Raw genomic sequence first — 16001 nt, 5'->3', positions numbered from 1 at the left:
TCCGGTTCGGCGGTTCAAAATGGTATTGTGTGTCGGGGTGGCGCGACACAAGCCGGAAACTGATCGCAGATCCTCAGGGGCAGAGAGGCACATTCGATGAATTTCAACGAGATATTCGCGCCGGAGCTTTGGCTGTCCGAGGCGGGTGGCCCCCGATACATCCAGCTCAAGCGACATCTGCAGAGTGCGATTGAAAGCCAGCAATTGCCCCCGGGAACACCGCTTCCGCCAGAGCGTGAAGTGGCGCGGATGACGGGATTGTCCCGTGTGACGATCCGCAAGGCCGTCGCGCCGCTCGTTGAAATCGGCCTGATCGAGCAGAAGCAGGGGTCAGGAACGGCGGTCGCAGCGCCGATCACCCGGGTCGAACAATCGCTGTCGCGACTGACCTCCTTTACCGAGGACATGGCCCGACGGGGCATGAAGGTGACATCGACCTTTCTGTCGCGTGGGATTTTCCTGCCGTCACCGGAAGAGATCATGACGCTTGGCCTGAGCGCGCGGGATTCGGTCGCACGGCTGGAGCGGCTGCGCCTTGCCAATGGGACACCCGTGGCGATCGAACGGGCATCGTTGCCGACCGACGTGCTCCCTAATCCGCTTGAGGTTGAGGAGTCGCTTTACGAACTTCTCAAGAAGACGGGCAACAAGCCCGTGCGCGCGGTTCAGCATATCATCGCGACGAACCTGCTTGCACCCGACGCGGCGCTTCTCGACGTCGACGAAGGCATCGCGGCCCTGCAAATCTCGCGCGTGTCCTACCTGCCAAGCGGCAAGATCGCCGAGTTCACCCGCTCGCTTTATCGCGGGGATGCTTATGACTTCGTGGCGGAACTTCAAATCGCGGAGAGCGGATAGCCGCAGCCGATTTGCCCCCCGCCATTTCTTCAGGAGTTGGTCCGTGCGCTCGTGCGGGAGCATGTGGAACACGCAGTCGAAGCTCAAACGCGGACGCGCGTAGTGTTTGCGGCATTGTCACGGGACATCGGACAACAGCGACAGCAAGTCCTGGGCCTCCAGGTCCTCGCTTAACCGGCCTTGTCCCATGCGGTCTCGAGCCGCGCGAAATCGTCCTCGTCCAATGCGTCGTTCAAATGGCGGAAGTCTTCGTGAACCGAGATTGTGTGCAGCGGGTAGAGCACGTCCGGATCGTGAACCATGATACCGGCGATTTCGAACGCCATCGGATGCTTGTCAGCGTCGTCCTCATCTACACCTTCGCAAATGAATGTGACCTCATCGCTGATCGGACGATCGGGAAACGGCGATGGAAAGCTGATCAGCAGCAGATCGCGGTCCATTCCGAAGTAATGGGACCGGCCGACATCAAGGAGAAGGTCATCCTTTTCAGAGATCAGGCGCCCGATGCTCCGGGTGGCATTGTAGGCGACCCCCCTCAGCACATGCCGCCGACCGGGAGGCGGCGCCGGAACGGTTATGCTCTGCCCGGCCCCGATCTGTAGAAGTTGCAGCCGCAAAAGCCTGTTGGATCGCTCGACCGTGGAGAGACCCTTCGTGATCAGGGCCCCGGCCGGGATGAACCCGACACGACCGTAGACAGCATCCGTCTGCCGTCCCACCCGGTCGATCGCCCCCGCGCGTCTGCATCGCTCAAGCAGTCTGACGGCGCATTGGCCGATCTCGAACGCAACAGGCCGTTTCAGGTGAGCCTCGTCGAGGAACAAGTCCTCGACGGGCCGGCCAAGACGTCGGGCAAGGGTCTCGATCAGCGATTGCGCATCCAGCATCGGCACGCCACGCGAGACGAATTCCGCCTCGAGCATAGCCGGGACGGGCATGTCCTGACCAACGGCGGGACGTGTCGGAAGGTTGACGAGAACGGGCAGGCAGCCCTGACGGACCGCAAAGTCGATCAGCGCCGCCATGTGCCGAAAGACATTCTCGATCGTTTCGAGACCATTCGAAACGAGGAAGGCTTCGTTCACGCAGTAATCGATCAACAGATACTGGTAATTCGTCAGGTTCAGGTTCGGCATATGTGCCGGAATCGCGACGGACCCCGAGGCACCCGTGGATTTGTTCAGAAACAGACCCACGTCCGGATGGGTCCCGATCCCCGCGGAAAATCCATTCCCGAGGATCGAATTCGACGTGCCTGTCAGCGCCACGTGCAGCGTGCGACCATCCTCGAGCCGCCGAATGTTGCTGGGGATTGTCAGGCCGTTCGCGGATGTTGAGCCGTGTTCGCCGGGCCTTGACCCACCGTTATCCGACCGGTCCGGAAACTGGGTCATCCAAGTCACGAAACGGGCCTCCCCAAAGACGGTCTGACGGTCAGGACTGATACAGCCATCGTCTTGAGCCAACAAGAGAGGCGGCATGAGACCCGGCCCGAGACCGTTCGCGGTGACACCGTCAACCCTGAGACAACAGTTGAGAACGGGCAAAGGGATGCGATTGCAGGCGTTGCCTCATCCGTCTTTGCCGATATGTCCTGCATCAAGGTGATGGCCATCCGTCCTCGTTTGACGCTAACGTGATCCCGACATCTCGGGATAGTCACGATGGGAGCCTTCATGATCCGTCCACTCTTCCTCGCTATTGCCCTGGCCGCCTGTGCCGGGCCACCGACCCCGCGCGAAATCTACGTGGCCGAATATGTCGGCTCTTACGGCCAGACAAACCTCTGTCTGGGCGAGGAGGTCAATCTCGATCTCACGCCGACATCCGTGATCTTTCGCGAGACCGCCTGCGAGATCGGGGCCGTCACACCGGCGCGTTTCGGTCTGACGCTCGATCTGGTCGAATGTCGTGCGGGCTCTGTCGCGATTCCCAATTTCGACGTGACCGTCGCACAGACAAGCGCGGGCCTGAGCTATGCCAGCCCCACGGAGAACCTGCTCCTCGACGAATGCACGGATCGTTAGCGTCCGGCGCCGGGGCCGTGTGACCCTCGGATATGAAACATGGCGCCCGGTCGCTGGTCTGGCGTCAGACCTTGGTAGCCGCGATCCCGTGCGGGCCTGATCCGAGGCCTTGGCCCGATCCGGACCCCGCGCCGTAGTGGCCGCGGGATCATCCGCATGACTTGCGACAAATCAAGGAAAGTGCCCGTCATGTGCCGCGACACTGCAACCGGCGACGGCGGGACACTCGTTTCATCCCGTCGCGCTCTGAAGAGGGTCCGTTGAAACATCACCGCGGGATCATTGCGACACTTGTGGCAGCGCTTGGCCTGTCGAACCCGCTTTGGGCTCAGGGCGAGGCAGGCTCTCAGCCGACCTCGCCAGAGATGTGCCTGATCACTCCCGATCCCGGCTGCATGAACAGTCAGGTCATTCCCGACGCATTGGCACAGGACAGCCCCGGCGTCCGATTGCAGGAGATGGCGGAGGCGCTGTTGGAGCGGGGCGAACAGGCCTATGCCCGGCAGCTGCTCGAGGCCGCGATCGAGATCGGGTTCGACGGGTTCAGCACCACGACCGGCTTTGGCACAAACAGCGATCTGTGGACGGTTTCGCGGATTGGTCGTTTTCTGGATCTTCTGGAACAGAACGGGTTTGCCGATCTCCAACGCGCGACAATCGACATGCTGGACGGCTTCGTTGAGGGTCATCCGGAATCGAATGCGCGCGAGGATGCCCTCTACCAGATGTTCTCCGCCTTCCTTGATCTTGGCGCCCATGACGACGCGCTTTCCACCGCTGACCGGATGGCCAGCAAATGGCGGAGGTATGGGGACGTCGCCGTCGCCTATGCCGAAGCAGGACGAACGGACGACGCGCTTGCCCTGTCGGATGCGATTGGCAACAGCGCCCTGAGATTGGAGGCGAAGGCCCGGGTTTCGCAGACCCTGGCGGAACGGGGCCAGATCGAACTGGCGATCGAGGTCCTGCCGTCCGGGGCTCCCGGTATCGAAGTCACGAATGCGCACAAGGCGATTGCATCGGCGCTTGTGCTTGCCGGTCGGACCGATGAGGCCATCGCCTATGCGGACGCGCTGCGCGGACCGTTCCGTCGGTCCTATGTGCAGGACAGCACGGCCGGGGCTTTGGCGGCCATCGGCGAGTTCGGGTTGGCATTGGCGCTGGCGGACCGCATTTCCTTGGGTCAGCAACGCGCACAAGCGCTCGCATCGGTTGGAGAGATCCTTGTGGCGCAAGGTGAGGTGGACCGCGCCCGCGACATTCTTGCACGGTTCCCAAGCGTCTCGATCTGGAAGGATCCGGTCGATGAATCGATCGATGAGGCACGAACACGGCTGGAACAGGCGATAGACGCGGCGGTTAGTCGTTAGGCAAGCCCCGTCGGCTATGACGACAGCGCTGTCCTGTCACTGCCGGAGGGCCTAGCTGCCCGATGCCCGGCTTTCGCGCATCTCCATGATCTCCCGGGGCGCAGGCGCGCGCCAGACGGACTGGTAGCCGCCGAGAATTCCGGCGGGCGTGATCGGGATGCCGGGCAGGGCGATCCACGCCGGGGTCTGGCGCCCCAGAAGCGACAGGATCGTGACCTGCGCCATGGCGACGCCCTGCGAAAACGGGTTCTGCGCAGCTACCCCCTTGAGGATCGTGCCATCGGCAAGGCGCGGGGCGACCTTCTCGCCCAGATCGACGGTCGTCACCGCCATTCTGGCGCCCAACTCTTCAAGCTGTTCGAGGACGGGAACCGCCGGTTCGTCCCAGACCACGAAAAGGCCGTCGAGAGCGGAGTGTTCCTCGAGGAAGGAGCGGGCGGTTTCACCGGCGAGGTGGGGCGCGCCGAAACCTGCAGTATGCAGCGTCACATCGGGGCGTTGCGTGGTCATCCACTTGGTGAACGCGATCTCGCGCTGGTTCGTGGCGAAGAAGTCCACGTCATAGCTCAGCACGCCGACCGAGGCGCCCTGCGGCAGATGTTCGGCCATGAGTTCGGCCGCGGTGCGGCCCAGCCCGAAATTGTCCGCCGACACGAGCGAGACGTAATCCTTTCCCGGAAGAAGCCCTGTCGGCGCGTTGTCGAGCAGCAGAAGCTTTATCCCCGCGCGCGCCACGCGAAGATGCGCCTCGGCCACCGCGGTGTTGTCGACGGGCAGCGAGATGATGGCGTCGGGGCGTTCAGCGATCAACCGGTCGAGCGCCGCGATCTGCCTGTCGGGATCGAATTCGCAATCGATGACGTCCAGCAGCGGGATCGACACATCGCCCAGCGTGCCCGCGATCGCGGCAAGGTGCTGTTCCGACCAGTTGCCGGACAGGGTGTGCAGGACAACGGCCACCCGGAATCCGCCTGCGCGGGCCGCCGCCGCGTCGCTTGCCGTGATCACGAGGCGGCGCGGATCCGAAGCCCGTTCGCCATGGGGCCCGAGGCCCGAGATGGTATGGCTCGCCGCTGGGGCGGGGGTCGTCGTGCGCATGATGAATTCGGCCCTTTTCGTGATCTAGAGGGATGGCGCGGGGGGCGTCGGCGGGGCGGGCGTGGTGGTCAGCCGATCTGCGGCCGCGTCGCGCGCGGCACGGAACCCGGGGTGGGTTTGCGGCACGCCCTGCACGATCCAGCCCCGCATCAGGTCGGGATCGAACAGCGCCTCTGTCACAACGGTGGCGGCGCCCACCAATGCGGCCGAACTTCCCATCTGGGAACTGATGATGCGCAGGTCGCGGGTCACCAGCGGGTGGCTCTCGCGGTAGACGACCTCGCGCACGGCGGCGAGCAGGGTGTCGTTGGTCATGGCGACGCTGCCCCCAAGAACGATGATCTCGGGGTTCAGCATGGTGGCAAGATAGGCGACGGAATGGCCGATCATGCGGCCACTGCGCGACAGGATGTCCATGCTGGCCGGGTCGCCGGCCTGTGCCGCCTGACCCACATCGAAGGGTGTCAATTCGCCCATCCGCGCGAGGATATCGGCCAGATAACTGCTGCTGCCGTCCTGCGCGGCGGCAAGGCCTTCGCGCTGGATCATGTCGGCCCCGGCCATCGCCTCGAGCGGGCCGGTGCGGCCGGCGTCGGTGACGGGCAGTTGCCCGATCAGGCCCGCGGCGCCCTTTGTGCCGCGAAACAGCTGCCCGCCGACGGCCAGCCCCGCGCCGATCCGCTTGCCGACCTTCACGAACAGCATCGTGTCGACATCGGTCGCGGCCCCGGCGCTCAGCTCGCCCATCGTCATCGTCTCGACGCTGCTGCGGATCCACACCGGGGCGTCGAACCGGCCGATCAGCGTCTCGACCACGGGGATGTGTTCCCAGCCGGGCAGGAAGGAGGGGGTGGCGCTCAGAAACGTCTCGGACGATGGGGTCAGGACGGGGGCGGGCACCGACAGGCCGATGCCCCAGAGTGTGCCTGCGTCGGTGTGGCGGGCAAGGATCCAGTCGAACAGCTTGACCAGCCTGTCGAGGATGCCGCGTGGGTCGAGCGACAGCTCCATCGCCTCGTGATGTTCTGTCAGAAGGCGGCCCGACAGGTCGGCCAGACCGATACTCAGCGAATTCTGATCGAGCGAGGCCACCAGGATACAGCCCGCATTGCGGTGAAAGGTGACCAGCTTGGGTGCGCGGCCGCCAGTGGCGATGCCGGTCTTCGTCTCGTCCACCAGATCGAGTTCCGCCAGCGTCGCAAGCCGGTCGGCCACGACGGCACGGCCCAGTTCGCAGGTCCGCTCGATCTCCTGGCGCGTGTCGGCAGTGCCTTTGCGCACGAGGTTGAGGATGGTGATCAGGCTTCGGCTGGGCGTCTCGCTGTTGCGTTTGCGGCCCCGACCGTTCGGGCGCGACGTATCAGGCATCGGCACCCCTCCGGGCTGAATGGGGGGCATCGTGATTCTGTGGTGCGCGGACCGTTCTCATCGGTGGATGACCTTCTGAAGGCTCTTCAAGTGCATAACATGGGCTTCATAAACCCTTCAATACATTACTTTTGCCGAAAAACAGCAAAAGAAATATCGCTTATGCAGATTTAATATTGACTTGAGCGGGATGTGCGCAGAGTTTGACCGACATCAGGTGAGGCACGGAACGAACGGCCCACCAATGAAGCGAGGAGGGATCACGTCATGGATGCAAAACTGGCCTATCACGCCAATTGCTGGGGCCCGCTCGGCGGGCATCCGGTCGGGGTGACGTCGATCGGCAATCTGACCTACATGACCTTTGCCGACATGGCGCAGGCATTCAGCGATATCGCCGCGGCGGGCTACAAGGGCGTCGAGATTTTCGACGGAAACCTGCTGGAATATGCGGATCGCAAGGATGAGCTGAAGGCGCTTCTTCAGCGGACGGGCCTTGATCTGCTGGCGGTCTATTCGGGCGCCAACCTGATCTTCCCGGACGTGGCGGCCGAGGAATTCGAAAAGATCCGGCGCGTGGCCGATCTGGCCGCCGAATTCGGCACGACCCATCTGGTCGTCGGTGGCGGCGCCAAGCGGCTTGCCGGCGCAGAGCCGGGCGATCGCGCCGCGACGGGCGCCGGGCTCGAGACCTGCCGCGAGATCGCGGAAGGCGCGGGGCTCCGAGCGCATTACCATCCGCATCTGACCACGCTGGCCGAGGCGCCGGACGAGATCGCCGAGATCTTTGCCCATACTGGCATCGATTTCTGCCCCGATACCGCACACCTCGCCGCCGGCGGCTGCGATGTGCCCGCGCTGATCCGCCAATGGGCCGACCGCATCAGCTATGTCCACCTCAAGGGTCTGCAATCCGATCCTTTCGGATTTACGCCGCTAGGGCAGGGCGATCTGGACATGACGGCGATCATGACCGCGCTGTCGGAGACCGGCTTCGACGGCTGGATCACCACAGAACTCGACGCCTGGCCCGATCCGACCGAAGGCGCGAAGCAAAGCTACCAATGGCTCACGGCCGCGATGGCCGCTGCCTGAACTCAACAACAATCATCACATTCGGGAGGAGACCGAGATGAGCTTTTTGAAACTTTCCAGCGTTGCGGCGATCGCATTGGGCGCCAGCCTTGGGGCGACGCAGCTGTCTGCGCAATCGGCGGCCGAGGCGCTTGCGCAACTGGCAGACCAGGTTCTGTCGACAGGTCCCAACGGGGAGACGCCGACGGCGGCCTCCGAGATCATGCTCAGCGATGAGGACCTGGCGACGATCCGCGCGATGAACGCCACCGCCGCCATCGTGCTGCATTACGGCGGCAACGACTGGAGCCAGGCGCAGGTCAACGGTCTGCGTCACCAGTTCGAGATCATGGGCATCGAGGTGATCGCGGTCACCGATGCCGGGTTCTCGGCGGCCAAGCAGGTCTCGGATATCGAGACGATCCTTGCCCAGAACCCCTCGATCATCGTGTCGATCCCGACCGATCCGGTCGCGACGGCCAGCGCCTACCGGCTTGCTGCCGAACGCGGTGTCGAGATGGTGTTCATGGACAACGTGCCTGCCGGTCTGACGGCGGGAGAGGATTACGTCTCCGTCGTGTCTGCGGACAATTACGGCAACGGCGTCGCCTCGGCCCACCTGATGGCGCAGGCCCTTGGCGAAGAGGGCGGGGAAATCGGGATCGTCTATCACGCCGCGGATTTCTTTGTGACGCGCCAGCGCTATGACGCGTTCCGGGCAACCATCGAAGAGACCTATCCCGAGATCGAGATCGTGGCCGAACAGGGCATCGGCGGTCCGGACTTCACGGGTGACGCCGAACGTGCGGCCAGTGCCATGATGATCTCCAACCGTGGGATCGACGGGATCTGGGCGGTCTGGGACGTGCCGGCCGAGGGCGTGATCGCGGCGGCTCGTGCCGCGGGCCGGGATGATCTGATCATCACGACGATTGATCTGGGCGAGAACGTCGCGATCGATATGGCGCGCGGCGGCTATATCCATGGTCTGGGGGCACAGCGCCCGTTCGATCAGGGCGTGACCGAGGCCATGCTGGCGGGCTACGGCCTGCTGGATCGCGAGGCACCGGCCTACGTCGCGCTCCCGGCGCTGCCGGTGGTGCAGGACAACCTGCTCGACGCCTGGCAAACGGTCTATTCGACCGACGCTCCCGACACCGTTGTGGGCAGCATGCAGTAAGCCTGCAGCCGGCGGCTGGCCGTCCCTCCCTCGGCCAGCCGCCAAATTTCCCTGATTTTCCGAACCGCGTGCTGTGCCCCGGCGGGGCGCAAACGCCCGAATTGCGAGCGATGCAATGAAAAAGATGAATGTAGCGATGATCGGTGGCGGCTTCATGGGCAAGGCCCACGCCATGGCCTATGCGGCGATGCCGATGTTCTTCTGGCCGGCCCCGGCGATCCCGGTCCGCAAGGTCGTGGTCGATATCGATCAGGCCCGCGCCGACGAGGCCGCGGCGAGGGTCGGGTTCGAAGAAGGCTCGGCCGACTGGCGCGCCGTGGTGGCCCGTGACGATATCGACGTCGTGGATATCTGCACCCCCAACGACACCCATGCCGAGATCGCCATCGCCGCCGCCGAGGCGGGCAAGCACATCATCAGCGAAAAGCCCCTTGCCAGGACCGCGGACGAGGCCAAGACGATGCTCGACGCCGTCCAGAAGGCCGGGGTGATCCACATGGTCGCCTTCAACTATCGCCGCACGCCGGCGGTGGCGCTGGCGCGCAAGCTGATCGAAGAGGGCCGCATCGGCGAGGTCGTCAATTTCCGCGGCACCTATCTTCAGGATTGGTCCGCCGACCCCGACAGCCCCCTGTCCTGGCGGTTCCAGAAGGATGTCGCGGGCTCAGGCACGATCGGTGACATCGGCACGCATGTCGTCGATTTCGCCCGCTATCTCGTGGGCGAGATCGCGGCGGTGAATTCGGTCAACCGGACGCTGATCCCCACCCGCCCCATCCAGCAGGGCAATGTCGACAAGCTGGGCGTGGGCGGCGGTGACGCCTCGGCCAAGCGGGGCGTTGTCGATGTCGATGACGAGATGATCACGCAGGTCCGATTCTCGAACGGTGCCTATGGCTCGATCGAGGCCAGCCGCAACGCCTATGGGCGCAACAATTACCTGACCTTCGAGGTTCACGGCACCAAGGGCTCGATCCATTTCAACTATGAACGCCGCGACGAATTGCAGGTGATGTTTGCCGACGATCCGGCCGACGCGCGCGGGTTCCGCACGATCTATACCGGCGCGCCGCATCCCTATGGGCATGGCCTCTGGCCGATCCCGGCACTGGGCATCGGTTATGGTGAAACCAAGATCATCGAATGCTATGACCTGTTCCGGGCGATCACCTCGGGTGAACAGCCAAGCCCGAATTTCGACGACGGGTTCCGCATCTGCCAGATCGCGGATGCCATTGTTGCCTCGGGCGAAAGCCAGAGCTGGATCGAGGTCTGAACATGCCACAGGCAGCCGAAAATGCATTCGAGATGCGGGCGATGGTCAAGAATTTCGGCGGCGTCCGCGCCCTGAAATCCGTCGACCTCGCGGTTGCCAGTGGCGAGATCCACGCGCTTCTGGGTGAGAACGGGGCGGGCAAGTCGACGATCCTGAAAATCCTTCAGGGCGTCTATGAACCCACCAGCGGCACCATCGTCGTCGGCGGCAGGGAGGTGTCGGGCCTGACCCCGCGCCTCGCCTCCGAACTGGGGATCGGGATGATCTTTCAGGAGATGAGCCTCGTTCCCACCCTGACCGTGGCGCAGAACATCTTTCTTCTGCGCGAGCCGTCGAACGCCTTTGGCATGATCTCGGACCGCAAGATGCTGGCGAAGGCGCGCGAGATTTTCGCGAGCATGGGTGTCGATATCGATCCCCGTGCCGAGGTCGGCTCCCTGAGCGCGGGTCAGCAGCAGCTGACCGAAATCGCCAAGGCGCTGAGCCAGGATGTCTCGATCCTTATCCTGGACGAGCCGACATCCGCGCTCACGGCCTCCGAGGTCGAGATCCTGTTCCAGCTGCTCGACAAGCTGCGCGCGCAGGGCAAGGCCATCGTCTATGTCTCGCACCGGATGGACGAGATCTTCCGCATTGCGGACCGTGCGACGGTCCTGCGCGACGGGACCAGGATCGCGACCCGGCCCTTGTCCGACTACACGCTGGAGACGCTGATCGCCGACATCATGGGCAAGGCGACCCGGGACATGTCCGATCTCATCGCAGAGCCCAGTGCCGCGGCGCAGGTCGTGCTTGAATTGCGTGGCGTCGGCGTCGAGGGGCGGCCGGGGGCTGTCGACCTTGTGCTGCACGCGGGCGAGGTTCTGGGACTTGCGGGCCTGATGGGCGCGGGCCGGTCCCGCATTGCCCGGACGCTTTTCGGCCTGCAGCCGGGCGCGGTGGGCGAGATCAGGATCAACGGGTCGCAGGTGGATATCCGCTCTCCGTCGGATGCGATGGCGCTTGGCATCGCGCTGGTGCCCGAAGACCGGCGCCGGCAGGGTCTGGTTCTGGAACATTCGGTCGAGGACAACATCGCCCTGCCGGTTCTGGGTTCGGTCTCGGGCAGGATCATGGTCCATGGGGCGCGGCGGGCCAAGCTGGCGGATGACACGATCGCCCGGATGTCGATCAAGACCGACAGCCGCAAGGCCCCGGCCAATTCGCTGTCGGGCGGCAACCAGCAGAAGATCGTCATCGGCAAATGGCTGGCGGCCTTGCCCGAGATCCTGATCATGGACGAGCCGACCGCCGGGATCGACATCGGCTCCAAGACCGAGATCATCCAGCTGGTACGCGCTTTGGCCGCGGCCGGAAAATCGGTGATCTTCATATCGTCCGAACTGGCCGAACTGCTGGCGGTCTCCGACCGCATCGCGGTGATGAAGACCGGCAGTGTGACCGGCACGGTCAGCCGCCACGACCTGCATGTCGACCCCGAAGAGGTCGATAGCCTGAGCGGCAGCGCGTTCCAGCGTGCCGAGCAGCGACTGCAATTGCTTGTTCAGAAAGGAGCCGAATGATGGCCCATACCGACATACGCCCAGGCGGCTTTGACCTGGTGGCCTGGTTCAAGTCCAGCTGGCGTCAGAACATCATCTATTTCGGCTTTGTCGCGGTGTTCATCTTCTTTGCCGTGACGCTGCACGACAAGGGTTTCACCGATCCGGTGAACCTGCTCAACATCTTTCGCCAAAGCGCGATCATCGCGGTGATGGCGGTGGCGATGACGCTGGTTCTGGCCTCGGGCGAGATCGACCTGTCGGTGGGCGCCGTGGCGGGGCTCGCCTCGGTCACGACAGCGCTTGCAATCGCGTCGGGCGGGCTTGTGATGGGGGTCGCCGTGGGTCTGCTGACCGGGCTGACGGTGGGGATCATCAACGGGTTCCTGTCGACCAAGCTTGCGATCCCCACGTTCCTGACGACGCTTGCGATGATGGGCATCGCCAAGGGGGCGGCGATGTGGATCAGCGATACGCGCGCGGTGCCGGTCCTGAACCAGGATTATGCCGGGTTTTTCGGCGGCGGCTCTCCGTTCGGCATTCCGTCGCTGTTGTTGTGGATGATCGTCTTCGGGATCCTCGGTCATGTGACCCTGCGCCATACCCGGTTCGGCCGGCAGGTGCTGTCGGTCGGCGGCAATGCGGTGGCCGCGCGCTATTCCGGTGTCCGGACAGAGCGGATCAAGATGGGCGTGATGATCCTTTCCGCGACCACCGCGGCCATCGCCGGGATGCTTTATGCCGGCCGGCTGCAATCGGGCCGCTTCCAGCTGGGCGAGGGGGACGAACTGTCCGTGATCGCCGCCGCTGTTCTGGGTGGGACGTCGCTCTTCGGTGGCAAGGGCACGGTGATCGGCTCGATCGTGGGGGCTTTGATGATCGGTGTCATCAACAACGGCCTGATCCTGATGAACCTCGAGTATTCGCAACAGCTGATCGCCCGCGGCGCCATCATCATCCTGGCCGTGGCGGTTAGCCAGGCGGGCCGAAAACGAGAGTAGTCACGGGGCAGGGCGGTCCGGTCCGGATCGTCCGCCGTCTCCCGGTGATGCTTGACCCAAAGCCCGACCATGTGGCGGCTCCGTTCGCGGGGCCGCTGGACTTTCTTATCGGTCGTCGCGTCCTGCCTGATCGGCTCATTAGCTTTTGCGGCGAAAAAGGTCTGGTCCGTCGTTCAAGCGGGGCCAGTCACCCGGGGTCGAACCGTGCACAGGGTGTCGTGCCACCTCGAGATCGAAACCGGCTGTTGCATGCTCATCCAAGTCTTGCTCTCCTCCGTTTCCGGGCGCGCTCCCTGTGTCAGGGCGTCGCTGGGTCGCCACCGGTGCATCATGCGCCTTGCACAGTCGTCGAGCGTTTCCGACACTGTCGAGACCTTGCTGTTTCACGCCAGCGGGGGCGGGTCTATCCGGACGACCCGTTCGAGATAAATCCCGCGGCCGCGGTCTCCCCGGCGGCAAGCGCGCCTTCGATCAGGCCGGGGCTAACCTGCGACACCTCGGAGACGGTGAAGCGGACGCGTCCGTCAAGTTGGGCTTGCCTGAGGCTCTCCGGCCCGATGTCGGGGTGCTGGGCGGGTCCGGCGATATCGAGGTCGGTGACGATATGCGGGTTGGTCGCCCAGTCCTGCACGACCAACTGCCTGGGCTGCCGCGCAGCGGGGCCAAGACACTCCGTAAGCTGGGTCAGGATTGCCTGCTTCAGACCTTCGGGATCCTGCTGGCGCAGATGCGGTGGCCAGCCGACAAAGCCGAAGATCGCCGCCGGGTCATCGTCCCTGCCGGAATGGTCATGCGCCTCGACCAGCGGGCCGGTGCGGCTGGCGATCCGCCCCGAAAGGCCCGCCTCCCGCCAGAACGGCCGGTCATAAAGGGCGACGGCCTTGGCGTGCGTGCTCATCCACGTCGGGGTGCGCCGCATGAGATCGGTTAGATCAGAATGTGCCCACGGCATGTGCAGACTGGTGGCGGCGACCCGCAGCGGGATCGCAAGCACCACGTTCTGCGTATCGATGGTCTCGCCCGTTTGCAGGTGAATGCGGACCGCCTTTGACCCGTCCTCGACGAGGCCCGTCACAGCTGTCGCAACCCGCAGTCGGGCAGGATCAAGTCGCCGGGCCAGCCGGTCGATGATCGCCGATGGGCCGCCCACAATGCGGACCATGCCATCCTGTCCAGGAAGCGGCTGTCGGCGTGCCGCGGGACCGTATCCCGCAATGACCGCATCGCCGTCGTTGAACTGATCGAACGTCTCCAGCCCAAGAGCGCCAAGCCAATGATCGACGACGGGCTGATACTTTGGCCAGACCCATGTCGGTCCCAGATCGGCGAGGGCGCTGTCGGTCTTCGGGTCGCGCAGGGCCTGGATCCGGCCACCGATCCGCGTGCCGGCTTCGATCAATTGCACATCCGCGCCCGCCTCGCGGAGGCACACCGCGGCGACAAGGCCCGAAAGACCCGCTCCGATGACGACAACGTCCAAAACCCACCTCTCAGACCGCGATCCAGCGTGTGATCGAATGCGCGAGGCATGCCGTATCCGGGCATCCTGTGCAATTGCATCCTGCGAGAGCGCCGCAGTGGTTTCTGCCCTTTCGCCAGTGCGATGCTGCGGTTCTGCGATATCGGTGGCAGAAGATATCTCGCACGCTATCGTCTTATCGGCCGGCGCAGACGCCAGACCGACCAGCAAGAAGGAACGCCCCATCCGATTTTCCGTCATCATCGCTTTGATCCTCGTCTTGTCCGCCGTCGGCCTGACCTACGAGATTGCCGCGGGCCGGGTGCTCGCGCCGTTCTTTGGCACGTCGCTGCTGACCTGGACGACTGTCATCGCAACCGTGCTGGGCGGGTTTTCCCTGGGCAGTGCCCTTGGCGGGTTCGTGGCAGAACGACCGCGGGCCATCGCATTGCGCAACGTCCGCAGCGCACTTGTCGCGACCGCGGTTCTGATGGCCGTGTCACCGACGCTTCTGGCCTTTGTCTTTGCCTCCGGCGCGCGGGGGACGGGCGGAATGATGCTGAGCGTCTTCATCGTCTTTTTGCCTGCCTCTGTCTTCGTGACGCTGCCGACGCCCCTGCTGGCCAAGCTCGCGATCGAGGCGCGCCCGGGCCGGGAAGGGTCGTCTCTCGGCATCGTTCTGGCGGCGGGCTCGATCGGGGCGATCTTCGGGGCCATCCTTGCAGGGTTCGTGGCCCTGCCGCTGATCGGATCGACGGCGACATTCGCGGCCTGCGGTGTCGTGGCATTGATCTGCCTGTTCTTCGTGAAACGAGAGGGCCCGGTGGAGCCCGGAATACCCATTGCCGCCGCCGCCTTCGTTGGCTTTGCGGGCCTTGCCGGAGCGCCGGCCTGCCAATTCGAATCCGGTCTGTCCTGCCTGCATGTCGCGGAACGGGGCGCCGAGGTTCAGCTGGTGTCGGACGGAACCCCGCAGGCGGCGGAGCGCACCAGTTCCCGTGCCGGCTCAAGCGGTGAAATCGGGCTTGTCCTGTCCTATACCCGGTGGCTGTGGGCGCGCATGGATCGCGATCTTGGCCCGTCGCCCTCGGTGCTTTTCGTAGGCGGTGGGGGCTATACGCTTCCGACCAGATTGCTTGCCTCGCGGCCGGGGGCCACTGCGCTGGCCGTCGAGATCGATCCTCTCGTGACCGAAGTTGTCCGCGATCACTTGCCGCGTGCGGCAGAGATGATCGCGCAGGCCGGCTATGATGCGACGGGAGAGGCTCGAGGCGAGACGGGTCGCCTTGGCCTGGTGCATGCCGACGGGCGGGTCTATCTGAACCAGACCGACCGGCGCTTCGATGCCGCAGTGATGGATGCGTTCTCGTCCGGTTCGGTGCCGGCGCATCTTGTCACCCGCGAAACCTTCGAGCGCTTGCGCGCCATCGTCGACGGGCCGGTCTACGTCAACCTTATCGACAGGACCGACGGGCCTCTTGCGCGTGGTGTCAGTGCGATCCTGCGCGATCTCTATCCCCATGTGCAGGTCGTCCATGGCCCGCTGAGCAACCGCGACCGCCGCAATATCCTGTTTGCGGCGTCGTTGCAGCCGCTGGACCCCATCAACGGCACGCCGGGGGGCTACTCGCCGACCAAGATTTCGGATGCCCGCGCCTTCACGGACGACCGCGGGTGGGTCGGGCATCGCTGAAAGGGCCGGGCGGTTGCGTCATCCGGTTTCGGCCGGGCGCGGGACGTGCCAGA

General features: G+C 64.4%; 13 protein-coding genes. 9 read left to right on the top strand and 4 right to left on the bottom strand.

Going from position 1 to position 16001, the window contains the following annotated elements:
- Positions 1–96 precede the first annotated feature (96 nt).
- On the top strand, positions 97–858 hold the full coding sequence (locus tag EP376_RS06150) for a GntR family transcriptional regulator (protein ID WP_127654625.1): 762 nt from the start codon (positions 97–99) through the stop codon (positions 856–858).
- Between the two features lie 170 nt (positions 859–1028).
- Here the strand turns inward: EP376_RS06150 and EP376_RS06145 are convergent, their stop codons facing one another.
- Positions 1029–2264: a hypothetical protein gene (locus tag EP376_RS06145; RefSeq protein WP_127654624.1), complete on the bottom strand. Its 1236-nt coding sequence runs from the start codon at positions 2262–2264 to the stop codon at positions 1029–1031.
- Between the two features lie 273 nt (positions 2265–2537).
- On the opposite strand from EP376_RS06145, the gene EP376_RS06140 reads away from it, so the two are divergent.
- Complete coding sequence (locus tag EP376_RS06140) at positions 2538–2888, top strand: hypothetical protein (RefSeq protein ID WP_127654623.1); 351 nt, start codon at positions 2538–2540, stop codon at positions 2886–2888.
- A 260-nt stretch (positions 2889–3148) separates the two neighbouring features.
- Positions 3149–4258, top strand: coding sequence for a tetratricopeptide repeat protein (locus EP376_RS06135; protein WP_127654622.1), 1110 nt, complete (start codon positions 3149–3151; stop codon positions 4256–4258).
- Between the two features lie 51 nt (positions 4259–4309).
- Here EP376_RS06135 and EP376_RS06130 read toward each other — a convergent pair whose 3' ends face one another.
- Together EP376_RS06130 and EP376_RS06125 are read right to left on the bottom strand one after the other, a co-directional pair.
- Positions 4310–5356, bottom strand: a complete 1047-nt coding sequence (locus EP376_RS06130) for a substrate-binding domain-containing protein (RefSeq protein WP_127654621.1) — start codon at positions 5354–5356, stop codon at positions 4310–4312.
- Positions 5357–5380: 24 nt separating this feature from the next.
- Positions 5381–6724, bottom strand: coding sequence for an ROK family protein (locus EP376_RS06125; RefSeq protein ID WP_127654620.1), 1344 nt, complete (start codon positions 6722–6724; stop codon positions 5381–5383).
- Positions 6725–6991: 267 nt separating this feature from the next.
- Between EP376_RS06125 and EP376_RS06120 the strand changes: the two genes are divergently transcribed.
- The 5 genes from EP376_RS06120 (at position 6992) to EP376_RS06100 (ending at position 12796) form a co-directional block, all read left to right on the top strand.
- Positions 6992–7819 (top strand): sugar phosphate isomerase/epimerase family protein, encoded by an 828-nt coding sequence (locus EP376_RS06120; RefSeq protein ID WP_127654619.1) that lies wholly within the window; start codon positions 6992–6994, stop codon positions 7817–7819.
- A gap of 37 nt (positions 7820–7856) precedes the next feature.
- Positions 7857–8978: a substrate-binding domain-containing protein gene (locus EP376_RS06115; protein WP_127654618.1), complete on the top strand. Its 1122-nt coding sequence runs from the start codon at positions 7857–7859 to the stop codon at positions 8976–8978.
- Positions 8979–9093: 115 nt separating this feature from the next.
- Positions 9094–10254, top strand: a complete 1161-nt coding sequence (locus EP376_RS06110) for a levoglucosan dehydrogenase (protein ID WP_127654617.1) — start codon at positions 9094–9096, stop codon at positions 10252–10254.
- Between the two features lie 2 nt (positions 10255–10256).
- Entirely contained in the window at positions 10257–11816 is a 1560-nt protein-coding gene (locus EP376_RS06105) for a sugar ABC transporter ATP-binding protein (RefSeq protein ID WP_127654616.1), read from the top strand.
- Positions 11816–12796, top strand: coding sequence for an ABC transporter permease (locus EP376_RS06100; RefSeq protein ID WP_127654749.1), 981 nt, complete (start codon positions 11816–11818; stop codon positions 12794–12796). The genes EP376_RS06105 and EP376_RS06100 overlap by 1 nt, the downstream gene beginning before the upstream one ends.
- A gap of 403 nt (positions 12797–13199) precedes the next feature.
- Here EP376_RS06100 and EP376_RS06095 read toward each other — a convergent pair whose 3' ends face one another.
- Positions 13200–14276, bottom strand: coding sequence for a flavin monoamine oxidase family protein (locus EP376_RS06095; protein ID WP_127654615.1), 1077 nt, complete (start codon positions 14274–14276; stop codon positions 13200–13202).
- A gap of 259 nt (positions 14277–14535) precedes the next feature.
- On the opposite strand from EP376_RS06095, the gene EP376_RS06090 reads away from it, so the two are divergent.
- Positions 14536–15948 carry a fused MFS/spermidine synthase gene (locus EP376_RS06090; RefSeq protein ID WP_238928586.1) on the top strand — a complete coding sequence of 471 codons (1413 nt, stop codon included), beginning with the start codon at positions 14536–14538 and terminating at the stop codon, positions 15946–15948.
- Positions 15949–16001: the final 53 nt, after the last annotated feature.

This window comes from Alexandriicola marinus (genome assembly GCF_004000435.1).
GTDB lineage: Bacteria > Pseudomonadota > Alphaproteobacteria > Rhodobacterales > Rhodobacteraceae > Alexandriicola > Alexandriicola marinus.
The sequence above is the reverse complement of the archived record's forward strand: the minus strand, read 5'-3'. Positions and strand labels throughout refer to the sequence as shown.

Coding starts and splice junctions, on each gene's coding strand:
- EP376_RS06150 (WP_127654625.1), top strand. CDS start 97: ATGAATTTCAACGAGATATTCGCGCCGGAGCTTTGGCTGTCCGAGGCG.
- EP376_RS06140 (WP_127654623.1), top strand. CDS start 2,538: ATGATCCGTCCACTCTTCCTCGCTATTGCCCTGGCCGCCTGTGCCGGG.
- EP376_RS06130 (WP_127654621.1), bottom strand. CDS start 5,356: ATGCGCACGACGACCCCCGCCCCAGCGGCGAGCCATACCATCTCGGGC.
- EP376_RS06125 (WP_127654620.1), bottom strand. CDS start 6,724: ATGCCTGATACGTCGCGCCCGAACGGTCGGGGCCGCAAACGCAACAGC.
- EP376_RS06120 (WP_127654619.1), top strand. CDS start 6,992: ATGGATGCAAAACTGGCCTATCACGCCAATTGCTGGGGCCCGCTCGGC.
- EP376_RS06115 (WP_127654618.1), top strand. CDS start 7,857: ATGAGCTTTTTGAAACTTTCCAGCGTTGCGGCGATCGCATTGGGCGCC.
- EP376_RS06110 (WP_127654617.1), top strand. CDS start 9,094: ATGAAAAAGATGAATGTAGCGATGATCGGTGGCGGCTTCATGGGCAAG.
- EP376_RS06105 (WP_127654616.1), top strand. CDS start 10,257: ATGCCACAGGCAGCCGAAAATGCATTCGAGATGCGGGCGATGGTCAAG.
- EP376_RS06100 (WP_127654749.1), top strand. CDS start 11,816: ATGGCCCATACCGACATACGCCCAGGCGGCTTTGACCTGGTGGCCTGG.